General features: G+C 70.4%; 18 protein-coding genes, 1 tRNA gene and 1 pseudogene. 8 read left to right on the top strand and 12 right to left on the bottom strand.

Annotated features, from left to right (window positions below; genetic code table 11):
• Positions 1-5: 5 nt before the first annotated feature.
• From OG625_RS21430 to OG625_RS21415, 4 genes and pseudogenes are all read right to left on the bottom strand, one after another.
• Positions 6-518 carry a DinB family protein gene (locus OG625_RS21430; RefSeq protein ID WP_329383495.1) on the bottom strand — a complete coding sequence of 171 codons (513 nt, stop codon included), beginning with the start codon at positions 516-518 and terminating at the stop codon, positions 6-8.
• A 129-nt stretch (positions 519-647) separates the two neighbouring features.
• Positions 648-2,732, bottom strand: a pseudogene (gene mrdA, locus OG625_RS21425) (penicillin-binding protein 2); the annotation flags it as partial.
• A 58-nt stretch (positions 2,733-2,790) separates the two neighbouring features.
• The gene (locus OG625_RS21420) at positions 2,791-4,248 is read right to left on the bottom strand and encodes an aldehyde dehydrogenase family protein (RefSeq protein ID WP_329383492.1); all 1,458 of its coding nucleotides are present in this window, start codon (positions 4,246-4,248) and stop codon (positions 2,791-2,793) included.
• 89 nt (positions 4,249-4,337) lie between these two features.
• On the bottom strand, positions 4,338-5,216 hold the full coding sequence (locus tag OG625_RS21415) for a helix-turn-helix domain-containing protein (RefSeq protein ID WP_329383489.1): 879 nt from the start codon (positions 5,214-5,216) through the stop codon (positions 4,338-4,340).
• Positions 5,217-5,567: 351 nt separating this feature from the next.
• On the opposite strand from OG625_RS21415, the gene OG625_RS21410 reads away from it, so the two are divergent.
• Entirely contained in the window at positions 5,568-6,056 is a 489-nt protein-coding gene (locus OG625_RS21410) for an ATP-binding protein (protein ID WP_329383486.1), read from the top strand.
• Between the two features lie 132 nt (positions 6,057-6,188).
• On the opposite strand, the gene OG625_RS21405 is transcribed toward OG625_RS21410, so the two are convergent.
• On the bottom strand, positions 6,189-6,434 hold the full coding sequence (locus tag OG625_RS21405; RefSeq protein WP_329383482.1) for a DUF397 domain-containing protein: 246 nt from the start codon (positions 6,432-6,434) through the stop codon (positions 6,189-6,191).
• A 162-nt stretch (positions 6,435-6,596) separates the two neighbouring features.
• Complete coding sequence (locus OG625_RS21400) at positions 6,597-7,772, bottom strand: DUF2786 domain-containing protein (RefSeq protein WP_329383479.1); 1,176 nt, start codon at positions 7,770-7,772, stop codon at positions 6,597-6,599.
• A gap of 350 nt (positions 7,773-8,122) precedes the next feature.
• On the opposite strand from OG625_RS21400, the gene OG625_RS21395 reads away from it, so the two are divergent.
• Complete coding sequence (locus OG625_RS21395) at positions 8,123-9,793, top strand: bifunctional 3'-5' exonuclease/DNA polymerase (protein WP_329383476.1); 1,671 nt, start codon at positions 8,123-8,125, stop codon at positions 9,791-9,793.
• On the opposite strand, the gene OG625_RS21390 is transcribed toward OG625_RS21395, so the two are convergent.
• From OG625_RS21390 to OG625_RS21370, 5 genes are all read right to left on the bottom strand, one after another.
• A complete protein-coding gene (locus OG625_RS21390) occupies positions 9,775-10,185 on the bottom strand; it encodes a hypothetical protein (protein WP_329383473.1) in 411 nt (136 codons plus the stop codon). The two genes, OG625_RS21395 and OG625_RS21390, sit on opposite strands and share 19 nt — an antisense overlap.
• Before the next feature lie 39 nt (positions 10,186-10,224).
• Positions 10,225-11,079, bottom strand: coding sequence for a hypothetical protein (locus OG625_RS21385; protein WP_329383470.1), 855 nt, complete (start codon positions 11,077-11,079; stop codon positions 10,225-10,227).
• A 91-nt stretch (positions 11,080-11,170) separates the two neighbouring features.
• A complete protein-coding gene (locus tag OG625_RS21380) occupies positions 11,171-11,692 on the bottom strand; it encodes a SigE family RNA polymerase sigma factor (RefSeq protein WP_329383467.1) in 522 nt (173 codons plus the stop codon).
• 55 nt (positions 11,693-11,747) lie between these two features.
• The gene (locus tag OG625_RS21375; protein ID WP_329383464.1) at positions 11,748-12,272 is read right to left on the bottom strand and encodes a GNAT family N-acetyltransferase; all 525 of its coding nucleotides are present in this window, start codon (positions 12,270-12,272) and stop codon (positions 11,748-11,750) included.
• Positions 12,273-12,354: 82 nt separating this feature from the next.
• Positions 12,355-13,566 carry a serine hydrolase domain-containing protein gene (locus OG625_RS21370; protein ID WP_329383461.1) on the bottom strand — a complete coding sequence of 404 codons (1,212 nt, stop codon included), beginning with the start codon at positions 13,564-13,566 and terminating at the stop codon, positions 12,355-12,357.
• 388 nt (positions 13,567-13,954) lie between these two features.
• On the opposite strand from OG625_RS21370, the gene OG625_RS21365 reads away from it, so the two are divergent.
• From OG625_RS21365 to OG625_RS21340, 6 genes are all read left to right on the top strand, one after another.
• Positions 13,955-14,464: a helix-turn-helix domain-containing protein gene (locus OG625_RS21365; RefSeq protein WP_329383457.1), complete on the top strand. Its 510-nt coding sequence runs from the start codon at positions 13,955-13,957 to the stop codon at positions 14,462-14,464.
• A gap of 246 nt (positions 14,465-14,710) precedes the next feature.
• Positions 14,711-15,325 carry a hypothetical protein gene (locus OG625_RS21360; protein WP_329383454.1) on the top strand — a complete coding sequence of 205 codons (615 nt, stop codon included), beginning with the start codon at positions 14,711-14,713 and terminating at the stop codon, positions 15,323-15,325.
• A gap of 10 nt (positions 15,326-15,335) precedes the next feature.
• Entirely contained in the window at positions 15,336-16,538 is a 1,203-nt protein-coding gene (locus OG625_RS21355) for an MAB_1171c family putative transporter (RefSeq protein ID WP_329383452.1), read from the top strand.
• Positions 16,535-17,140 (top strand): hypothetical protein, encoded by a 606-nt coding sequence (locus OG625_RS21350; protein ID WP_329383447.1) that lies wholly within the window; start codon positions 16,535-16,537, stop codon positions 17,138-17,140. The genes OG625_RS21355 and OG625_RS21350 overlap by 4 nt, the downstream gene beginning before the upstream one ends.
• A gap of 243 nt (positions 17,141-17,383) precedes the next feature.
• Positions 17,384-17,740 (top strand): hypothetical protein, encoded by a 357-nt coding sequence (locus tag OG625_RS21345; protein ID WP_329383444.1) that lies wholly within the window; start codon positions 17,384-17,386, stop codon positions 17,738-17,740.
• 10 nt (positions 17,741-17,750) lie between these two features.
• A complete protein-coding gene (locus OG625_RS21340; protein WP_329383440.1) occupies positions 17,751-17,981 on the top strand; it encodes a hypothetical protein in 231 nt (76 codons plus the stop codon).
• Between the two features lie 104 nt (positions 17,982-18,085).
• Here OG625_RS21340 and OG625_RS21335 read toward each other — a convergent pair.
• Positions 18,086-18,159 (bottom strand) — tRNA-Thr (locus tag OG625_RS21335).
• Between the last annotated feature and the right edge of the window lie 5 nt (positions 18,160-18,164).

Genomic DNA, 18,164 nt, shown 5'->3' with positions numbered 1-18,164 from the left:
GCTACTCAACCCATGGCCTTGGTCCCGTCGATGGATTCGCGGACGATGTCCGCGTGGCCGGCGTGCCGGGCGAACTCCTCCACCAGGTGCAGGAGCATCCAGCGCATCGAGACCTTGCCGTCCTTGGGGAACCAGGGGGCTTCCGGGAGCGGGAAGGTCTCGTCCAGGCTGGGGACGGCGGCGATGAAGGCCTCGGTCTCCTTGCGGACCCCGTCCCAGAAGGCCAGGACGCCCGGCACCGACTCGCCCTCGGTCAGGCGGAACATGTCGGCCCAGGTGTCCATGCCGCGCTGCCGCTCGTTGGGCTGCTGCTGGGCCATCCGCAGCCACGTCAGCTCGACCTCGGCCACGTGCTTGAGCACCCCGGACAGGGTCAGCTCGCTGGCGCTGGGGCGGCTCGCGGCCTGCCCCTCGGTCATTCCGAGGAGGGTTTCGCGGATCGCCGTGCGCTGGGCCTCGACGAAGGCGAGGAGCGTGCCGCGCTCGTCGCCGAGAACCTCGGTGGAGATCTGAGCCATGACCGACCGCCTTAAGCGTGTGGGGCGTTGTCGCCGCCCGGGTGTTTCTTCCTGACACCCCACACGCTACGGAGCATTGCGGTCAGGTTCTGTCCGCAATCCCGGTCGATCGCCGACCGGCTCTCAATTGGCCGAAATCTCCCCGTCCGGACGGATCACCGGCAGCACGGTGGCCGGCTTCGGCAGCAGGGCCTTCGTGAGGTCCTGCTTGCCGGTCGGGTCGAGCCCGTACATCGCCTCGTAGATCTTGCGGACCGCCGGTCCCGACGCGCCCGAGCCGGTGCCGCCCTGGGAGATCGTCATGACGATCGCGTAGTCCTCGGTGTACGAGGCGAACCAGGAGGTGGTCTGCTTGCCCTGGACCTCGGCGGTGCCGGTCTTGGCGTGCATGGGGATCTGCTTCTGCGGCCAGCCGCCGAAGCGCCAGGCGGCGCTGCCGTCGGTGGCCACGCCGGCGAGGGCCGCGTCGATGCTGTTCCGGGTCTTGGCGTCCATCGGCAGCTTGCCCTGCACCTTCGGCGCGATCTCCTGCACCGACGTCCCGTCGGCGCTGACGATCGCCTTGCCGACGCTGGGGTGGTGGAGCGTGCCGCCGTTGGCGATGGCCGCGTAGACGGAGGCCATCTGGATCGGCGTGACGAGGGTGTCGCCCTGGCCGATCGAGTAGTTGATGGCGTCGCCCTCGCGCATTTGGTTGCCCTGCCGGCAGTTCTCGTACGCGATCTTCTCGGCGAAGGTGCCGTTCTTCTTGCCGTCGCGGCACCAGGCGGCCTTGTTGGCCTCGAAGAAGTCCTGCTTCCACTTGCGGTCGGGGATCCGGCCGGGGACCTCGTTCGGCAGGTCGATGCCGGTGCGCTGGCCGAGCCCGAAGTCGTGGGCGGTCTTGAAGAACCAGTCGTTCGGGTTCTTCTTCGGGTTGATGCCGCCGTCCTTCTTCCACTCCTGGTCGGCGAGGAGGTAGTACACCGTGTCGCAGGAGACCTCCAGGGCCCTGCCGATGGTGATGTCGCCGTAGCCCTGGGACTCGAAATTGGTGAAGGTCTGACTGCCGACCGAGTACGAGCTGGGGCAGGGGTAGCGCGCGTTGAAGGAGTATCCGGCGTTCACGGCGGCCGTCGAGCTGACCACCTTGAAGATGGAGCCGGGGGCCGCCTGGGCCTGGATGGCCCGGTTCAGCAGCGGATAGTTCGACTCCTTGTCGGTGAGCTTGGCGTAGTCCTTCGCGGAGATGCCGCCCACCCAGGCGTTCGGGTCGTAGGTCGGGTTCGAGGCCATCGCCACGACGCGGCCGGTCTTGGTCTCCATGACCACGACGGAGCCCGAGTCGGCTTCGTAGTTCCTGCCGGTGTTGTTCTTGTCGAGCGTCTTGCGGGCCTCGATCATCGCGTTGTTCAGCTCGCGCTCCGCGACGGCCTGCACCCGGGAGTCGATCGAGGTCACGATGTTCGAGCCGGACCGCGCCGGGTCGGTCTCGCCCTGGCCGATGACCCGGCCGAGGTTGTCCACCTCGTAGCGGGTGATGCCCGCCTTGCCGCGCAGCTCCTTGTCGTACGTGCGCTCCAGGCCGGAGCGGCCGACCTGGTCGGAGCGCAGGTAGGGGGAGTCCGAGTTCTTCGCCTTGGTGATCTCCTCGTCGGTGACCGGGGAGAGGTAGCCGAGCACCTGGGAGGTGTTGGCCTGGTCCGGTGCCGCGTAGCGCCGCAGGGCGGTGGGCTCGGCGGTGATGCCGGGGAAGTCCTCGGGGTGCTCGCGGATCTGCAGGGCCTGCTCGGTGGTGGCCTCGTCGGTGACGGGGATCGGCTGGTACGGGGAGCCGTTCCAGCAGGGCTGCTTCGTCTGGGAGTCGCAGAGCCTGACCTTGTCGATGGTCTCCTGCGGGTCCATGCCGAGGACCCCGGCGAGCCGGGTGAGGACTTCCTTGCCCTTGTCCTTCATGGTCAGCAGTTCGGTACGGCTGGCGGAGACCACGAGGTGGGTCGCGTTGTCGGCGAGCGGAACCCCGCGCGAGTCGAGGATGGAGCCGCGCACGGCCGGCTGGACCACCTGCTGGACGTGGTTGTTCTTCGCCTCGTCCGTGTACTCCTGGCCATTGCGTATCTGGAGGTACCAGAGGCGTCCGCCCAGGGTGAGGAGCAGCGAGAAGACGACGATCTGGATGACGACGAGCCGGTTCTGGACCCGAGGGGTCCGGCCGGTCTCCGGTATGTTGCTCAACTCGATCTCCCCCGGGCGGCGCCGCGTACGCCCGGTCGAGTTTAGGCCCAGTGGAGGGTCAGAACGGGAACTGGCTCCGGCCGTGCTGGACCGAGATCCACTTCTGCGTGGTGAAGGCCTCGACGGTCGCCTCGCCGTTCAGCCGGCCCAGGCCAGAGGCCTTCTCGCCGCCGAAGGCCGCGAGGGGCTCGTCGCCGATGGTGGAGTCGTTGACGTGGATCATCCCCGTCTCGATCCGCTGGGCGAAGCGGACGCCGCGCTCCACGTCCCGGCTGTGCACGGCGCCGCTCAGGCCGTACGGGGTCGCGTTGGTGAGCCGTACCGCCTCGTCCTCGCCGTCGAAGACCACGAGCAGGGCCACCGGGCCGAAGATCTCCTGGGCCAGCAGCGGGGAGTCCTCGGGGAGGCCGGCGAGCACCGTCGGCTCGACGAGGTTGCCGCGCGTAGAGCCTCGTACGAGGGCCTTGGCGCCGGATTCGATCGCGCGGTCCACGAGCGCGGTGAGGGCGTCGGCCTGGAAGGAATTGATCAGCGGGCCGATGTGGGTGTCGGGCTCGTGCGGGTCGCCCGTCTTCAGGGAGCGGACCTTGGCGACGAACTTCGCGGTGAACTCCTCCGCGACGGCCGCGTCCACGAGGATCCGGTTGGCGGCCATGCAGACCTGGCCCTGGTAGACGAAGCGGCTGAAGACGGCCGCGTCCACCGCGTAGTCGAGGTCCGCGTCGTCGAGGACGACGAGCGCGCTGTTGCCGCTGAGCTCCAGGACCGTCCGCTTGAAGTGGCGGGCGGCGACCGCGCCGACGTGCCGGCCGACCCGGTCGGATCCCGCGAAGGAGATCACTTTGGGGACGGGGTGGGTCAGGAGCGCGTCGCCTATCTCGGCTATGTCGGTGACCAGGACGTTCAGCAGGCCGGCCGGGAGGCCCGCCTCCTCGAAGATCTTGGCGATGACCCCGCCGCCGACGACGGGCGCGTTCTGGTTCGGCTTGATGACGACCGCGTTGCCCAGCGCCAGGGCGGGGGCGACCGACTTCAGGGTGACCAGGAAGGGGAAGTTGAAGGGGCTGATCACGGTGACGACGCCGACGGGCAGCCGCTGGACCCGGTTCTCCTTGCCCGCGACCGGCGAGGCCAGGATCCGGCCTTCGGGGCGGACGGCGAGCTGGATCGCCTCGCGGATGAACTCCTTGGCGAGGTACACCTCGTACTCGGCCTTGGGACGGGTCCCGCCGAGCTCGTCGATCATCGCCTCGACGATCTCCTTCTCGCGCTCCTCGGTGATCCGCAGGGCGCGTTCCAGGACCTCACGTCTGATGTACGGGCTGGTGGCGGCCCACTCGCGCTGGGCGCGCTCGGCGCCGCGGTAGGCCTGGTCCACCTGCTCGACGGTGGCCACGGTGATGGCGGCGAGCTTCTCCCCGTTGTAGGGGTTGACGTCGATGATGTCCCAGGAACCGTTGCCGGCCAGCCATTCGCCGTCGATGTACTGGTGAGCGAGTTCGCCGAATATGGACATGCCATCCCTTACTGCGAGCGCGCACCCTTGCGCTGCACCGGAGACCGATCGGTCGTCATGCACTGATCAGGCGTCATAGTACGTGCGAATCAAGACAGTTGGAGCAGGCCGCGAAGAAGATCCCGGGTCCGGTCCGGGTCCGGGCAGTCGTGCTGGAGTCGCGCCATGGCCCGCTCGTACTGCCCCACTTCCTCTTCTTTGTCGAGGTAGAGGGCACTGGTGAGCTGTTCCAGATAGACGATGTCCTGGAGGTCGGACTCGGGGAAGCGCAGCAGGGTGAACGCTCCGCTCTCGCCCGCGTGACCGCCGAAGGAGAAGGGCATCACCTGGAGCTGCACGTTGGGCCGCTGCGAGACCTCGATGAGGTGCTCCAACTGCCCGCGCATGACGTCGCGGTCGCCGTAGGGGCGGCGCAGCGCGGCCTCGTCGAGGACGGCGTGGAAGACCGGGGCGCTCTCGGAGACGAGGACCTTCTGACGCTCCAGGCGCAGCGCGACGCGGCGGTCGATCTCGGCGGGGGTGGCGCCGGGCATCCCGCGGCTGACGACGGCGTGCGCGTAGGCCTCGGTCTGCAACAGGCCGTGCACGAACTGGACTTCGTAGATCCTGATGAGCGACGCCGCGCCCTCCAGGCCGATGTAGGTCTGGAACCACCCGGGCAGCACGTCGCCGAAACTGTGCCACCAGCCCGTCGCGTTGGCCTCGCGGACCAGTCCCAGCAGGGACTCGCGCTCGGTGGTGTCCATGACTCCGTAGAGCGTGAGGAGGTCCTCCACGTCTCTGGCCTTGAAGCTCACCCTTCCCAACTCCAAGCGGCTGATCTTCGATTCGGATGCGCGGATCGAGTAGCCGGCCGCCTCGCGGGTGATGCCGCGGGATTCTCGGAGTCGCCTGAGCTGGGAGCCCAGGAGGATGCGGCGCACCACGGAACCGCTGGCTTCTGCGGTCACTAGTACTGCCCTCCCCATCGCAATTGGCATGCGTGCGCGTCGAGGGGCCCCCGCACCCCAGGGGCCGCAGTCTGCCACCAAAACGCATCGGCCCGTACTCGTTCTGTAACGGAATCCCGCCGCCCGTAAAAGAAGTCCGTAAGTATGCGTAGGAAGAAATGAGCAAGAACCGTCACGGGAGCGGACAGGTCCGGCGCGTGCACGTGCATCTGCCCTTGCATCCGGCTCCGCCATTCGGAACGATGGTCCCCGCGCACCTGCGTGCTGTTCGCGCCGGCGCCGGACCCACCCCGCAGTTCTCTTTGGACGAAGCCGCCGCTTCGCCCGCGAATCCCGGGAGTGCCTCGCATGGGGACGAATGGATCGACCATGCTCGAGCCGTTACGGCAGGGGCTTCCCCCGGTCGACCCCACGGCTGTCTCCGGGTCCGCGTCATGTGCCCTGCCCGCCCGCTACGACGCGGTGCGCGGGGCACGTTCGTTCACCCGCTCGACCCTGGCCCAGTGGGGTCTCGACGAGCGCTTCGACGACGTGGCGCTGGTCGTCTCCGAACTCGTCACCAACGCGTTGCGCCATGCGCTGCCGGAGGACGCGCGGGGGCCGGCCGCCGAGCCCGAACCCGCGGTGCGGCTGCACCTGATGCGGTGGAGCACCCGGCTGGTGTGCGCGGTGCGCGACCCGAGCGAGGACCGGCCCGGCGGGGCCTTCTCGCCGGACGCCGCGGAGGCGAACTGCGACCTGGAGTCCGGGCGGGGACTGTTCCTCGTGGACGCGTACAGCGACAGCTGGGGCTGGCACCCGCTCGCGGGACGGCTGACCGGCAAGGTGGTCTGGGCGCTGTTCCTGATCCACGACTGAGCCGGGGCGGACTGGAGCCGAATACGACCACTGGCCGGGATTGATCATTGCGATCAGTCCCGGCCAGTGCACGTGCATGGCTTGATGACGGCTGAATGACGGCTCGGTCGGCGCTCGATTCCGTCAGCCCCGTCAGCTGATCAAATGATCGAACTCGCCGTCCTTGACGCCCAGGAGCAGGGCCTCTATCTCGGCCGGCGTGTAGACGAGTGCCGGACCGTCCGGGAAGCGCGAATTGCGGACGGCGACATCGCCGTCCGGCAGCTTCGCGAACTCCACGCAGGAACCCTGCGAGTTGCTGTGTCTGCTCTTCTGCCAGGTCAGCCCGAACGCGGTAGCGAGTTCTGCAGCTGCCATCCCGTTGTACGCATGGTCCACAGGAAGCCCCCGATAGTGCAGATGTCAACTGCACGGGATCATAGCTGTGTTCATTAGCGCCTGCATGGGCAGATGCACGTGCACGCGGAGGGTGGTCCCCTGATCACAGACACGACATCCTCTGGGCACCCCTCGGGCCCTGCGCGCGGAGGCCCCCCGGTCTTAGGGGGTCAGGGGCTTCCGCTTGCCCCCCACATGGGCGGCATCCGCCGCGGCCGTGCCGTCCTCCCAGCCCGCGTGGTCGGTGGCCCCGCGCAGCCGGGTCGTGGTGGTCTTCGGGAACATCTCGTCCGCCCGGGAGGTGACCGCGACGTCGCGGGCCACGAGCGCCGGCAGGTTGTCGGAGGCCTCGCTCGCCGTGTGCTCGGCGGTCTCGGCGAGGCGCCGCCCGAGCCGGCTGGCGTAGGCGAGCAGGAAGGACTGCCGGAAGGTTTTCGTCCGCTTCCGCCCCCCGGCCCGCTGTGCGGCCTCCGCCCGGGTCATCGCCGCCGTGCCCTGGACGAGCAGCGAGGTGTACAGCAGCTCCACCGCCTCCAGGTCGCTCTCGAAGCCGACCACCGTGGAGAACTCGAAGCCGCTGTTCCACACCGCCCGGCAGCGGTTGGCCGTGGCCACCGCGTCGAGCAGCACCGCCTTGGCCTCCTCGTACGGCGGCTCGACCCCGATCCGGCAGGCCCCCGGGACCTGCGTCGGCCGGCCGCCGCGCGCGGCCAGCAGCGCCTCGTCCACGGTGTGCCGGGCCATCAGCTCCTGCGCCTTGGCGCTGAGCGCCTCCGCCTCCTCGGGGAAGGTGGTCGCCTCGGCCTTGGCGAGCAGGGCTCGGATGCGGCCGAGCATGCGGGGCTCGATGTGCGCGTGTTCGTGCTCGTCCAGCGGGTCGCCCGGAAGGGGGCCCACCGGTTCGATGGAGGGCAGCCGGACCAGCAGCCGGAACACCTCCAGCAGCGCGGTCGCCAGGGTGAACCGGTCCGCCTTCTCGCGCCGGGCGAGCTGGTCCGCGTACTCCTCGTCCCCCGCCCACCACACCTCGGACTCGGTCCACCGCTCGGGGAGCCGGGCGTAGCGGCGCGCCTCGCCGGCGATCAGGTCGCCGGCGATCCGTATGTGCCGCTCGTCGAGGTCCCGCCGGACCAGCCGCAGCAGGTCGGCCGGCTGCCACCCCCGCTCCCAGGCCTGCCGTACGTACGCCTCCCCGCGCGCGAGCAGCTCCCGCCCGACCCCGCCCCACCGCGCCGACTCGGCGGCCAGCACCGAGGCCCCGGTGTCGAGCCCGGCGTCATCCTGGGCGTAGAGGGCGGCGGCGAAGGCCCGGTCGACGGTCTCGGCAAGGTCTCTCACACCCTCCAGCTTGGCACGCCCTTGCCTGCACTCTGCCCGGGGCCCATGGGTACGGCGCCACCTCTGGAGGCTCCGGCGACGGGTCCGAAAGCGCCGCTGCGCGGCACCCTGGGCTCCGCCCAGACCCGCGCCTCAAACGCCGGAGGGGCTGGATTCTGCCCGGCCGGGGCCGGATCGTGCGGCGCACGATTGCGCGCGCACTCGCGGACCGCATCAGCCAAAATCCAGCCCCTCCGGCGTTTGAGGAGCGGGGTGCGGGGCGGAGCCCCGGCCGCGTAGCGGCATGCCACCGCACCCCGCAGGGCCCGGCGCCGCCGGAATTGTCAGACCCCGGTGGGACACTCGCACCCGTGAGCGAGAACGCGGGCAGATGGGCCCTCGCCGAAGACGGTGACGGGTCATGGCACGCCGCGCCCGCGGCCCCCGGCGGCGGGCGCCGGATCAGCGTGCGGGACCCCGCGGAAGCGATCCGCGCCGCACCCCCCGGCACCCGCTGGATCTGGCAGTCCACCGCCGCCGTCTACCCCCGCCTCCTCGCCGCCGGCGCCCGCGTGGACCGCTGCTACGACGTCGAGGACGCCGAGCTGCTCCTCCTCGGCCACGAGGGCCGCTTCGGCGAGCCCCGCTCGGCCGCCGCCGCCTGGGCCCGGCTCACCAACTCCCCCGTGCCGCCGGACCCCCCGCAGCGCGCCGCCGAGCCCGGCACCCAGGACTCCCTCTTCGACGCGCGCCCCGCCCCGGTCCCCCTGGACGCCCTGCTCGCCGTCCACGCCGACCAGACGGCGCGGATCGGCGCCACCGCCCACCCCGACCGGATGCGGCTGCTGACCGCCGCCGAGTCGGCGGCCTTCCTCGTGGCCGCCGAGATGCACCGCGCGGGCCTGCCCTGGCGGGCCGACGTGCACCGCGCCCTGCTGACCGAGCTGCTCGGCGAGCGCTACGCCGGCGGCGGCGAGCCCCGCCGCCTCGCCGAGCTGGCCGACCGGATCTCCGCCGCCTTCGGCCGCCGGGTGCGCCCCGAGCTGCCGGCGGACGTCATCAAGGCCTTCGCCGAAGCCGGCATCAAGCTGAAGTCCACCCGTCGCTGGGAGATCCAGGAGCTCGACCACCCCGCCGTCGAGCCCCTCCTCGCGTACAAGAAGCTGTACCGGATCTACACCGCCCACGGCTGGAGCTGGCTCGCGGACTGGGTGCACGACGGCCGTTTCCGCCCGGAGTTCATCCCCGGCGGCACCCTCACCGGCCGCTGGGTCACCAACGGCGGCGGGGCCTTGCAGATCCCCAAGGTGATCCGCCGGGCCGTCGTCGCCGACCCCGGCTGGCGGCTCGTCGTCGCCGACGCCGACCAGATGGAGCCGCGCGTACTCGCCGCGATCTCCCGCGACCCCGCCTTCATGGCGGTGGCCGGGGACTCCGCAGACCTCTACACCGCCGTCTCCCGCCAGGGTTTCTCCGGCGACCGGGACAAGGCCAAGATCGCCGTCCTCGGCGCGGTCTACGGGCAGACCTCCGGGGACGGCCTCAAGAACCTGGCCGCCCTGCGCCGCCGCTTCCCCCGGGCCGTGGCGTACGTGGACGACGCGGCGCGGGCCGGGGAGGAGGGCCGGCTCGTACGGACCTGGCTGGGCCGCACCTGCCCGCCGCCGGCCGGCGTCCCCGAGGAGGGGGAGGCCGGAATCCCACAGGAGCAGGACGACGGCGGCTGGACCCCGAGCTACGCCTCGACCAACACCCGGGCCCGCGGCCGTTTCACCCGTAACTTCGTCGTGCAGGGCAGCGCCGCGGACTGGGCGCTGCTGCTCCTCGCGGCCCTCCGGCAGGCACTCTCCGGCATGCGGGCCGAGCTGGTGTTCTTCCAGCACGACGAGGTGATCGTGCACTGCCCGGCCGAGGAGGCCGAGGCCGTCGCCGAGGCCATCCGGGCCGCCGGGGACCGGGCCGGGCGGATCACCTTCGGCGACACCCCGGTCCGGTTCCCCTTCACGACGGCGGTCGTGGAGTGCTACGCCGACGCGAAGTAGTCCAGCTCATGCCACTTGGGGTGGAGGGCGATCGACTGCAGCTGCTCCAGCGTCAGCGCGGGCGTCTCACGGGTGGCCGCACCGCTCGGGTCGGCGGTGTTGTAGGCGGTGACCGTCACCCTCAGCCCGTTCTTGCGCAGGCTGTCGACGGTCCACCGGACCACCCCCTTGCGCTCTCCGCAGGACCCTGTGTGACCTTGGTGCGGATTCCGTCGTTCAGCGAAGGGACGTTGCCCTCGAAGTCCGGAGCGCCGGTCTCCCTTGATGACGTCGAGCCTGACCAGGGACTTGCCCTTGCCGTCGTCGACCACGAGGTAGCCGGACCCTCCCTCCCCGCCCTTGGAGATGACCGGGACCTTCGACGCGGTCACCAGCCGCTCCAGCCGCTCCACGGCCTTCAGATCCCAAAGCGCATTCGGAGACGCGGGCGACTATCCCCGCGGTCCCGCATTGGCCGCGGGCAGGTCGTTCAGTGCCGGGTGCCACTTGTCGGAAGTGACCAGGGCCTTCAACCGGGCGGGGGACAGCGGCGGGTCGGTCCGGGTGATCGCCGTGGCACCCGCGGACGGGGAATTCCCCGGGTACAGCCCGAACGGGGAATTCGATTCGTAAAACTTGACCAGGTACCCCTGCGGGGTCGCGAGCGCGGCTCGCCATTCCTTGAGGCCCGGGGTGAGACTCGGGGGCAGGTGGCGCTGCTCGATCAGCAGCTTGGAGCCGTCGGCCAGTTGCTCCGTCGTGCAGTCGTCGCCCTCCGGCAGGTTCTTCTCGGAGCAGAGGGTCTCCGTGTGCGCCATGACGCCGTTCGGGTCCAGCCGGAGCACGGAGACATTGATCTCCGCTCCGCCCTTGCCGTCGTCGTACACGCCCGTCACCCCCGCGCTGCTGCCGTCGGTACCGCTCGCCCTGGTCACGGACAGGGTCCCTTCCGGAAGCAGCCCCTTGAGCACCTCGACCATCTGCTCGGCGGAGACCGCGCCGGTACCGCGCGGCACCGGTGGCAGTTCCGGCACCGGGGTGCCGTCCCCGCCGGACGGTCCGCCCGACGGTTCCGGCGGCGCCGCGATCTCGGACCGGCCCGTTCCGTCCAGCAGCCCCCCGGCGTAGGCGCCGGCCCCGCCGATCAGGGCCAGGGACAGCACCGATCCGCCGATCACGGCGGCCCTGCGGCGGGCCACGAGGCGCCGTCCGCGCCGCTCACCGGCTTGCACGAGGGCGTGCCGGTCGGCCGGGAAACCGTCCCCCGCACGCCGGAGGGCTTCACCGAGCTCGTCTTCAAAGGGCATGGGGAACCAAACCTTCCGTTCTCAGGGGGTGTGCAGAGGACCAAACCGGCACGATGCCGCCCACCGGGGGCGGGCCGGACCATTTCCACTCTCAGATTCCCGCGAACTCGCTTATGCTGCCGCCCAGTTGCTCCCTGAGTCGGCCGAGCGCCCGCGAGGCCCGGGTACGGACCGCCGCCGAGCTGGTGTTCATCGCCTCGGCGGTCTCCTCGATGCTGCGGTCCTCCCAGTACCGCAGCACGAGCACCGCCCGATCCTTGGGCGCGAGCCGCCCCAGCGCCTCCAGCAGCGTCAGCCGCAACGCCGGATCGCCGGACCCGGACCCGGACCCGGCGGCGGCCGACTCGGGGAACTCCCCGACCGGGCGCTCTCCCGCCGACCGCCGGCGCTGGTGCGTCAGGAAGGCCCGTACGAGCACGGTCTGCGCGTACGCCGCCGGATTGTCGATGCGGGAAACGCGCCCCCAGAGCAGGTACATCCTGCCCAGGGTCTCCTGTACGAGGTCCTCCGCGAGATGGGTGTCCCCGCTGGCCAGCAGACAGGCCGACCTGTACAGGTGCCCCGATCTGCCCTCCGCGAACTCACGGAACCCGTCTCTGCGACCCTGCCGCATCTACTCCCCCTCGCGTCGTCTCACCCCATCGACGCGGCGGCGACCCGGAAATGTTTCAGCCGAGTTCGTGGAAGTAGACGTGGAACTCCTCGCGCACGAAGCCCTCCGCCTCGTACAGCCCCTGCGCGACCGTGTTGTCGTACGCGGTCTCCAGCTGCACCCCGGTCACCCCGGCCTCCCGCGCCCGGCGCAGCACCTCGCGCAGCAGCGCCCGGCCGGCGCCGGTGCGGCGGCCTTCGGGGGCCACGTACAGGTCGTTGAGCACCCAGGCGGTGTCCATGCTGAGCGAGGAGAACGCCCGGTAGACCTGGGCGAAGCCGACCGTGCCGAGGCCCGGCGCGTCGGCGAGCAGGACCAGCGACTCGTCCTTCGCGATCCGCTCCGCGAGGAAGGCCCGCGGCCGGTCCGGGTCCGTCACCTCCACCTCGTAGAAGTCGAGGTACCCGCGGAACAGCCGCGCCGCGTCCTCGACGTCCGCCTGCCCCGCGACCCGCAGCTCGATCCCCTGGCCGCTCTGACCGCTCTGACCGTCCGGGCCGCTCTGACCGTCCGGGCGGCTCTGCCCGTCCTGACCGTTCACATCCGTCTCCTTCGTCCGTCCCTGCGCGCCGGACCCATTGTGCGCGCGGGGACGGACGCCCCCGACAGCGGCCCGTGGCCGCCTACTTGGTGGCGATGTGGGCCGGCAGCGTGTAGACGTTCTGCGGCGTCACGATCTTGGTGATCGCCCCGGCGAAGAGCGTGCTCGGCTCCTGGCCGTCGAGGAGGATGTCGGTATTGAGCACGATGGCCAGCGTGGCCCGCGCCTGCGGCAGGTAGACGGACACGGTCTCGTACCCCGGCAGCGAGCCGTTGTGCCCGATCCAGCCGTGGGTGTTGAAGATGCCGAGGCCGTAACCGGCGCCCGGCATGACGGGGACGACCTTCAGCCGCTGGGCCTGCGTGGCGGGCGTCAGCAGCGTCCCGGTGGCCATGGTCTTGGCCCAGGACTTCAGGTCGTCGAGGTCGGAGATCATCGCTCCAGCGGCCCAGCCCCAGGAGGGGTTCCAGTCGGTCGAGTCCTCGACCTTCCCGGACAGCGTCTGGTTCGTGTAGCCGTGGGCGTGCGGCTCGGGGAACTCCGCGCCCGTGGGGAAGAGGGTGTTCTTCAGCTTGGCGGGGGCGACGACCTTCTCGTTGATGTAGTCGTCGAGGTCCTGCCCGCTCTGCTGCTCGACGACCAGCCCGAGCAGGATGAGGTTGGTGTTGCAGTAGTAGAACTGCGCGCCGGGCTCGAACAGCACCGGGTGCTTGAAGGCGTACGCGAGCAGCTCCTGCGGGGTGAACACCCGGTCCGGGTCGGTGAACAGGGCCTTGTCGAACCCCGGGTCGGCGGAGTAGTTGAACAGTCCGCTCCGCATCTCGGCGAGCTGGCGGATCGTGATCCGGTCCCCGTTCGGGACGCCGTCGATGTACTTGGCGATGGGGTCGTCCAGGCCGACCTTGCCCTGGTCCACGAGCTGGAGCAGCGCCGTCACCGTGAAGGTCTTGGTCACGCTGCCGATCCGCGTGTGCAGGTCCGTGGCCATCGGGGCACCCGTCGCCTTGTCGGCGATCCCGAAGGCCTTCACGTACTCGCCCTTCCCGGGCGCGGACAGGGACACCATCACCCCGGGGACGTTCGCCTCGGCCATCACCTTGCGGACGGCCTCGTCCAACTGCCGTGCCACGGCGGGCGTGAGCTGCGCGAACTCCCCGTCCTCCTGAACGGGCGCCGCGACCACCGCGGCCGTGGGGGCGCCGCCCCAGGCATTGCCGGCGCCGGCCCCGAGGGGCACCACCGCCATCCCGATCGCGACCGCCCCGATCGCCGCCCTCTTCACCCGTGTCGCCATCCCGGGCCTCCTACCACGCGAAGAGAACCCCCACCCCCTCAACGTAGCCCCGGCCCCCTGCCCCGGCGACCTCAGCCTCCGCGTCGTGCGCGGACACTCACGGCTCCACTGGGCAAGGCCCGGCCAACGGACCTACGGCATGCCGGGCTGGGAGCGCCTGTGCGCCCCCAACCCGACCCCCGTCCCCCCTGTACCTCCCCCGCGGCCCGCCCCCTGGCCGACCGCGCCGCATGCCTTCCCCCGTGGACGCACGCGACGCCGTCACCTTTGTTTTACGGGCCCCCCTCAGCATGCCGAGGGCCCCTCGGGGTTGTCAAACAAACTTTACGCGGTGCGCGCCGCTATCCTCGTCCGTAAACTTTGATTCACATCAGCGAGGGGTGGTCGAGTGGAGAGCCGGGAACCGGCGAGCGGGCGCAGCATCGCGCAGAAGCTCGACCACCTGATCAGCACCATCCATCCCCCGGGCCGGGGCCCGCTCAGCTACATGGAGATCGCCGAGGGGATCCGCACGAAGGCGGGGCCCGACGGGCCGACGGTCTCGCACGCCACGATCCAGAAGATCCGCAAGGGCGAGATCATCGACCCGAAGGTCAGCACCCTCACCGTGATCGCGGGCTTCTTCGGCGTTCCGGTGACCTATTTCTTCGACGAGGCCGTAGCCGTGCGGGTCGACGCCAAGCTCGCCCGGATCAAGGAGCGGGTCGAGCTGACCCGTGCTCAGCGGGAGCTGGTGAAGGTCCTGGAGGACAGCGACGTACGGGACGTCGCGCTGCGCATGAACGGCCTGTCGGCCGGGAGCATCCAGGCGATCCGCGGCGTGATCGACCAGGCACGCAGGCTGGAGGGCTTGCCGGAGTCGCCGCCCGGCCGCGCGCCGGACAACACGAAGCCCTGACGCGCGAGCCGAACCGAGCCTGACCGAACCGCCGAACCGAACCGCCGAACCGAGCCGAGCCGAGCCGAGCCACCTGCGGCCGGAATGCACCGGTGCGCCCAGGGGCCCCTTGAGCATGCGCACGCCATCACCTAGGCTCGCGCGACAATCCGTTCGCTCCGCTTTGCGGACAACACTTCGGCGGGACGTCACGGCTCAGCTGGGGCCTCCGGTCGGCCCGGGTCTGCCCGGTCAGCGAGGGACCGCATGTACTTCACGCGCCGCCGCGCCCGCTGCGAGGCCGTCGCCGACGTGGTCACCATCCCGCGCCCCTTCACCCTCGACGCCCTGTGCGAGGGCATCGCCGCCCAGCGCGGCCGCCCGGTGCGCCTGGTCGCCCTGGAAGGCGCCCCCAACAGCAGCATGCCCTGCGGGGTCCTGGTGGCCACCGAGAGCGTGGACCTGATCTTCTACGAGCCGGCGACCAGCGCCCTCCACAAGCTCCAGATCGTGCTGCACGAGCTCGCCCACCTGCTCCTCGGCCACGGCTCACCGGACGCCGACCGCCCCGCGTACGCCACCAGGCTGCTGCCGCCCGGCCAGACGACCAAAAACGACGAGCCGGACAACGACGACAACGACAACAACGAGGAAGACGAGGACGACGACCTCGGAATCGACCTCGACCAGGTCCTCCACATCCTCGGACGCACCAGCTACAGCGACAACGAGGAGAAGGACGCCGAACTCCTGGCGACGATTCTCAGCCACCGCGTCCTCGACCGCGAGGCCACCACGAATCCCGTGCTGAACCGGCTGGGCGACGCCCTCGGCCACCCCATCCGCCCCTCCACCGACACCCCCAGAGACCGCAGATCGTGAGGCCGCGCGTATGACCACCGTCGTCCTGGTCCTGCTGTGGCTGGTCGCCCTCTGGCGTGCCCCCTCGGCCGTACGGTCGTCGAAGCAGCGCACCCTGTGGATCGCCTTCGCCGCGCTGACGCTGGCCATGACCCTGCGCCGGCCGGACGTCATGCACTCCATCGACGGTGGCACCGGCATCAACAACCTGTCGACGCTGCTCAAGCAGTACCTGGGCGTCGTGGCGGCGGCGGCCGTTCTGGAGTTCGTCTACGTCATCACGCGGCCCCACAGCCCCCTCGGGCTGCGGCTGCGGATGGCCGCCGCCGGGGCGACCATGGCCGGGCTGACCGTGCTGTTCGCCTTCGTACCGCGCCGGACCCAGGTCGAGGACTTCTTCGAGCGCAGCGCCGGATCCGTCCCGGCCACCTGCTACCTGCTCGTCTGGCTCGCCTACCTGGGCACCGCCATGGCCATGGCCACCTGGCTCTTCTGGGGCTCCAGCCGCCACGCGGGTGCGGGCTGGCTCCGCACAGGGCTGCGGCTGCTCGGCGCGGGCACGGCGGCCGGCGTTGCGTACGCCTTGTCCCGCGCCGTCTACCTCGTACTGCGCCTGACCGAGGCGACCGGACCCGACAGCGGTGCGGCCGCGAGCACGATCACCGACGCGATGAAGCACGCCGCCATCGGCCTGATCCTCGTGGGCAGTTCCGTCCCCGCCGTCGGAGTGGCCTGGCAGGCAGCCCGGCACTGGTGGTACCTGCGCGCGCTGCTCCCCCTGTGGCAGGACCTGACCGGAGCCGTCCCCGAGGTCGTGCTCTCCGAGGAACTGCGGCGCCGGGAGCTGCGGATGCGGCTGCACCGCCGGGTCGTGGAGATCCGCGACGCGATCCTCGCCCTCCAGCCGTACGTCTCGGCCGCCCAACGGGACGCCGCCGACGCCGCCGCGTCCGCCGACCGGCGGGACCTCGCGGAGGCCTGCTGGATCGAGACCGCCCGGCACGCCAAGCTCGCGGGCCACGCCCCGGACGACGACGTCCAGCGCCGGGACGCCGGTTCCGCCGGCGACGACTCGGAGCTCGACCTCGACCTCGACGCCGAAGCCCAATGGCTCCGGCGGATCGACGCCGCCCGGGCCGACGAGACCGTACGGGACTTCGTCCGCACCCACGGCGCGCACGCTCACCGCTCGCCCGACAGCCACCCCTCCGCCCAGCAGAAGGCCCACCAGTGACCAGCACCGAAAGCGTCTCCGCCGCCCCGCCGGAGTCCCGCGCCGCCCGCTTCGTCACGGACGGCTTCGAGCCGAAGAACTGGATCATCGCCGTCACCCTCCTCATCGGCTGGCACGCCGACGGACTGGGCGGGGTCGGCTGGGGCCTGTTCGGCGCGCTCTTCGCGGCGGTCATCCCGGTGCTCTTCATCAAGTTCGGCATCCGACGCGGCACCTGGGCCGACCGTCACCTCGGCGTACGTCAGCAGCGGCTCGTGGTCATGGCCTTCATCATCTGCTCGGTCACTTCCGGCACCCTGCTGATGAGATTCCTGAACGCTCCGCAGGTGATGGTCGCCCTCATCGCGGCAATGGTCACCACCCTGACGATCCTCCTGGCCATCACCTTCGCCTGGAAGATCTCCGTCCACGCCGCCGTCTCCTCCGGCAGCGTCGTCATGCTCGCCCTGGACTACAGCCCGTGGCTCCTGACCGCGTACCCCCTGGTCGCCCTGATCGGCTGGTCCCGCATAGCCCTGCGCGACCACACCCTGGCGCAGGTCATCGCGGGAACGCTCCTGGGCGGAACGGTGGCAGGAATCACCTTCGCCCTACTGCACTGAAGAGGCCACGGTTACGGGCGGTCAGCATTTCGATCCGTTAATCACTCTTCGTAGTGGATTGCTTCTCGGGGCGGCACCCTGCGACGACCGGCGGGAGTTCCGATCTGCACACACACTCCGCTGGAAGGGAAAACGGATGGGCACGCCCTGGACGCCGCGAATCACCGCCGCTCTCGCCACAACGGTCATGCTGGCCGTCTTACCCCCGCACAGGCGCACGCCGGCGCCATCGGCTCCACCCCTGTGGCCACCTTCGACTACCAGATCGGAGGCGTCACCATGAAGGTCCCCACGGGCTGCATGTTCACCCACATCATCCGCGGTGACGGCAAGAACATCACGTACCAGAACGCCGGCGTCGACTGCGGTTTCGTTGGAGCCCTCAACGCAGGCTTCTGCAACTGGCGCATCGACTTCACCTACGCGGACACCAGCAACAAGACATACCGCACCTCCCGCGGCAAGACCCACACCGAGTGCAAGATCAACCCGATGCGCGACAACTCCCCCCAGAAACTGCCCCACTACGGGAAGGCGTGCGCGTACATCAACGTCAACGGCGTTCGCCGGGCCGGCCAGTGCCACCACATCACGAAGTGAGCAGCCGCACATGACCATCCAGCCCACTCCCGAAGACCCCGCCTGGGAAGCCAAACGCCGCCGCGCCGGCGTCACCGCCTTCCTCACCGGGGCCGCCGCGTCCGTCGCCTTCTTCGCGTTCTTCCCCGGCCTCCCCCACGTCATCGACTGGGGCGCGATCCTCACCTCGCTCGCCATCGGCGGACTGGCCCGATGGGCATGGCTGGCCCGAATCACGAAGCAGCGCTCCGATCCGAACTAAGGCTCAGGCACGGGGTCTCGGGCCCCAGCCGACGCACGCGCCGACCGGCCCCGGAAATAGCAAAACCCCCAGGTCACGGCGAGTGAGTCCTGGGGGTTCTACAGAGCCGCCTTCGGGATTCGAACCCGAGACCTACGCATTACGAGTGCGTTGCTCTGGCCAACTGAGCTAAGGCGGCACCGC

Source organism: Streptomyces sp. NBC_01351 (assembly GCF_036237315.1).
GTDB lineage: Bacteria > Actinomycetota > Actinomycetes > Streptomycetales > Streptomycetaceae > Streptomyces.
This window is presented reverse-complemented; position numbering and strand designations above follow the sequence as displayed.

Excerpts from the sequence above, each read along its gene's own strand:
- OG625_RS21370 (WP_329383461.1), bottom strand. The coding sequence starts at position 13,566 with ATGGCGACACGGGTGAAGAGGGCGGCGATCGGGGCGGTCGCGATCGGG.
- OG625_RS21420 (WP_329383492.1), bottom strand. The coding sequence starts at position 4,248 with ATGTCCATATTCGGCGAACTCGCTCACCAGTACATCGACGGCGAATGG.
- OG625_RS21360 (WP_329383454.1), top strand. The coding sequence starts at position 14,711 with ATGTACTTCACGCGCCGCCGCGCCCGCTGCGAGGCCGTCGCCGACGTG.
- OG625_RS21340 (WP_329383440.1), top strand. The coding sequence starts at position 17,751 with ATGACCATCCAGCCCACTCCCGAAGACCCCGCCTGGGAAGCCAAACGC.
- OG625_RS21380 (WP_329383467.1), bottom strand. The coding sequence starts at position 11,692 with ATGCGGCAGGGTCGCAGAGACGGGTTCCGTGAGTTCGCGGAGGGCAGA.
- OG625_RS21415 (WP_329383489.1), bottom strand. The coding sequence starts at position 5,216 with ATGGGGAGGGCAGTACTAGTGACCGCAGAAGCCAGCGGTTCCGTGGTG.
- OG625_RS21430 (WP_329383495.1), bottom strand. The coding sequence starts at position 518 with ATGGCTCAGATCTCCACCGAGGTTCTCGGCGACGAGCGCGGCACGCTC.
- OG625_RS21385 (WP_329383470.1), bottom strand. The coding sequence starts at position 11,079 with ATGCCCTTTGAAGACGAGCTCGGTGAAGCCCTCCGGCGTGCGGGGGAC.
- OG625_RS21355 (WP_329383452.1), top strand. The coding sequence starts at position 15,336 with ATGACCACCGTCGTCCTGGTCCTGCTGTGGCTGGTCGCCCTCTGGCGT.
- OG625_RS21410 (WP_329383486.1), top strand. The coding sequence starts at position 5,568 with ATGCTCGAGCCGTTACGGCAGGGGCTTCCCCCGGTCGACCCCACGGCT.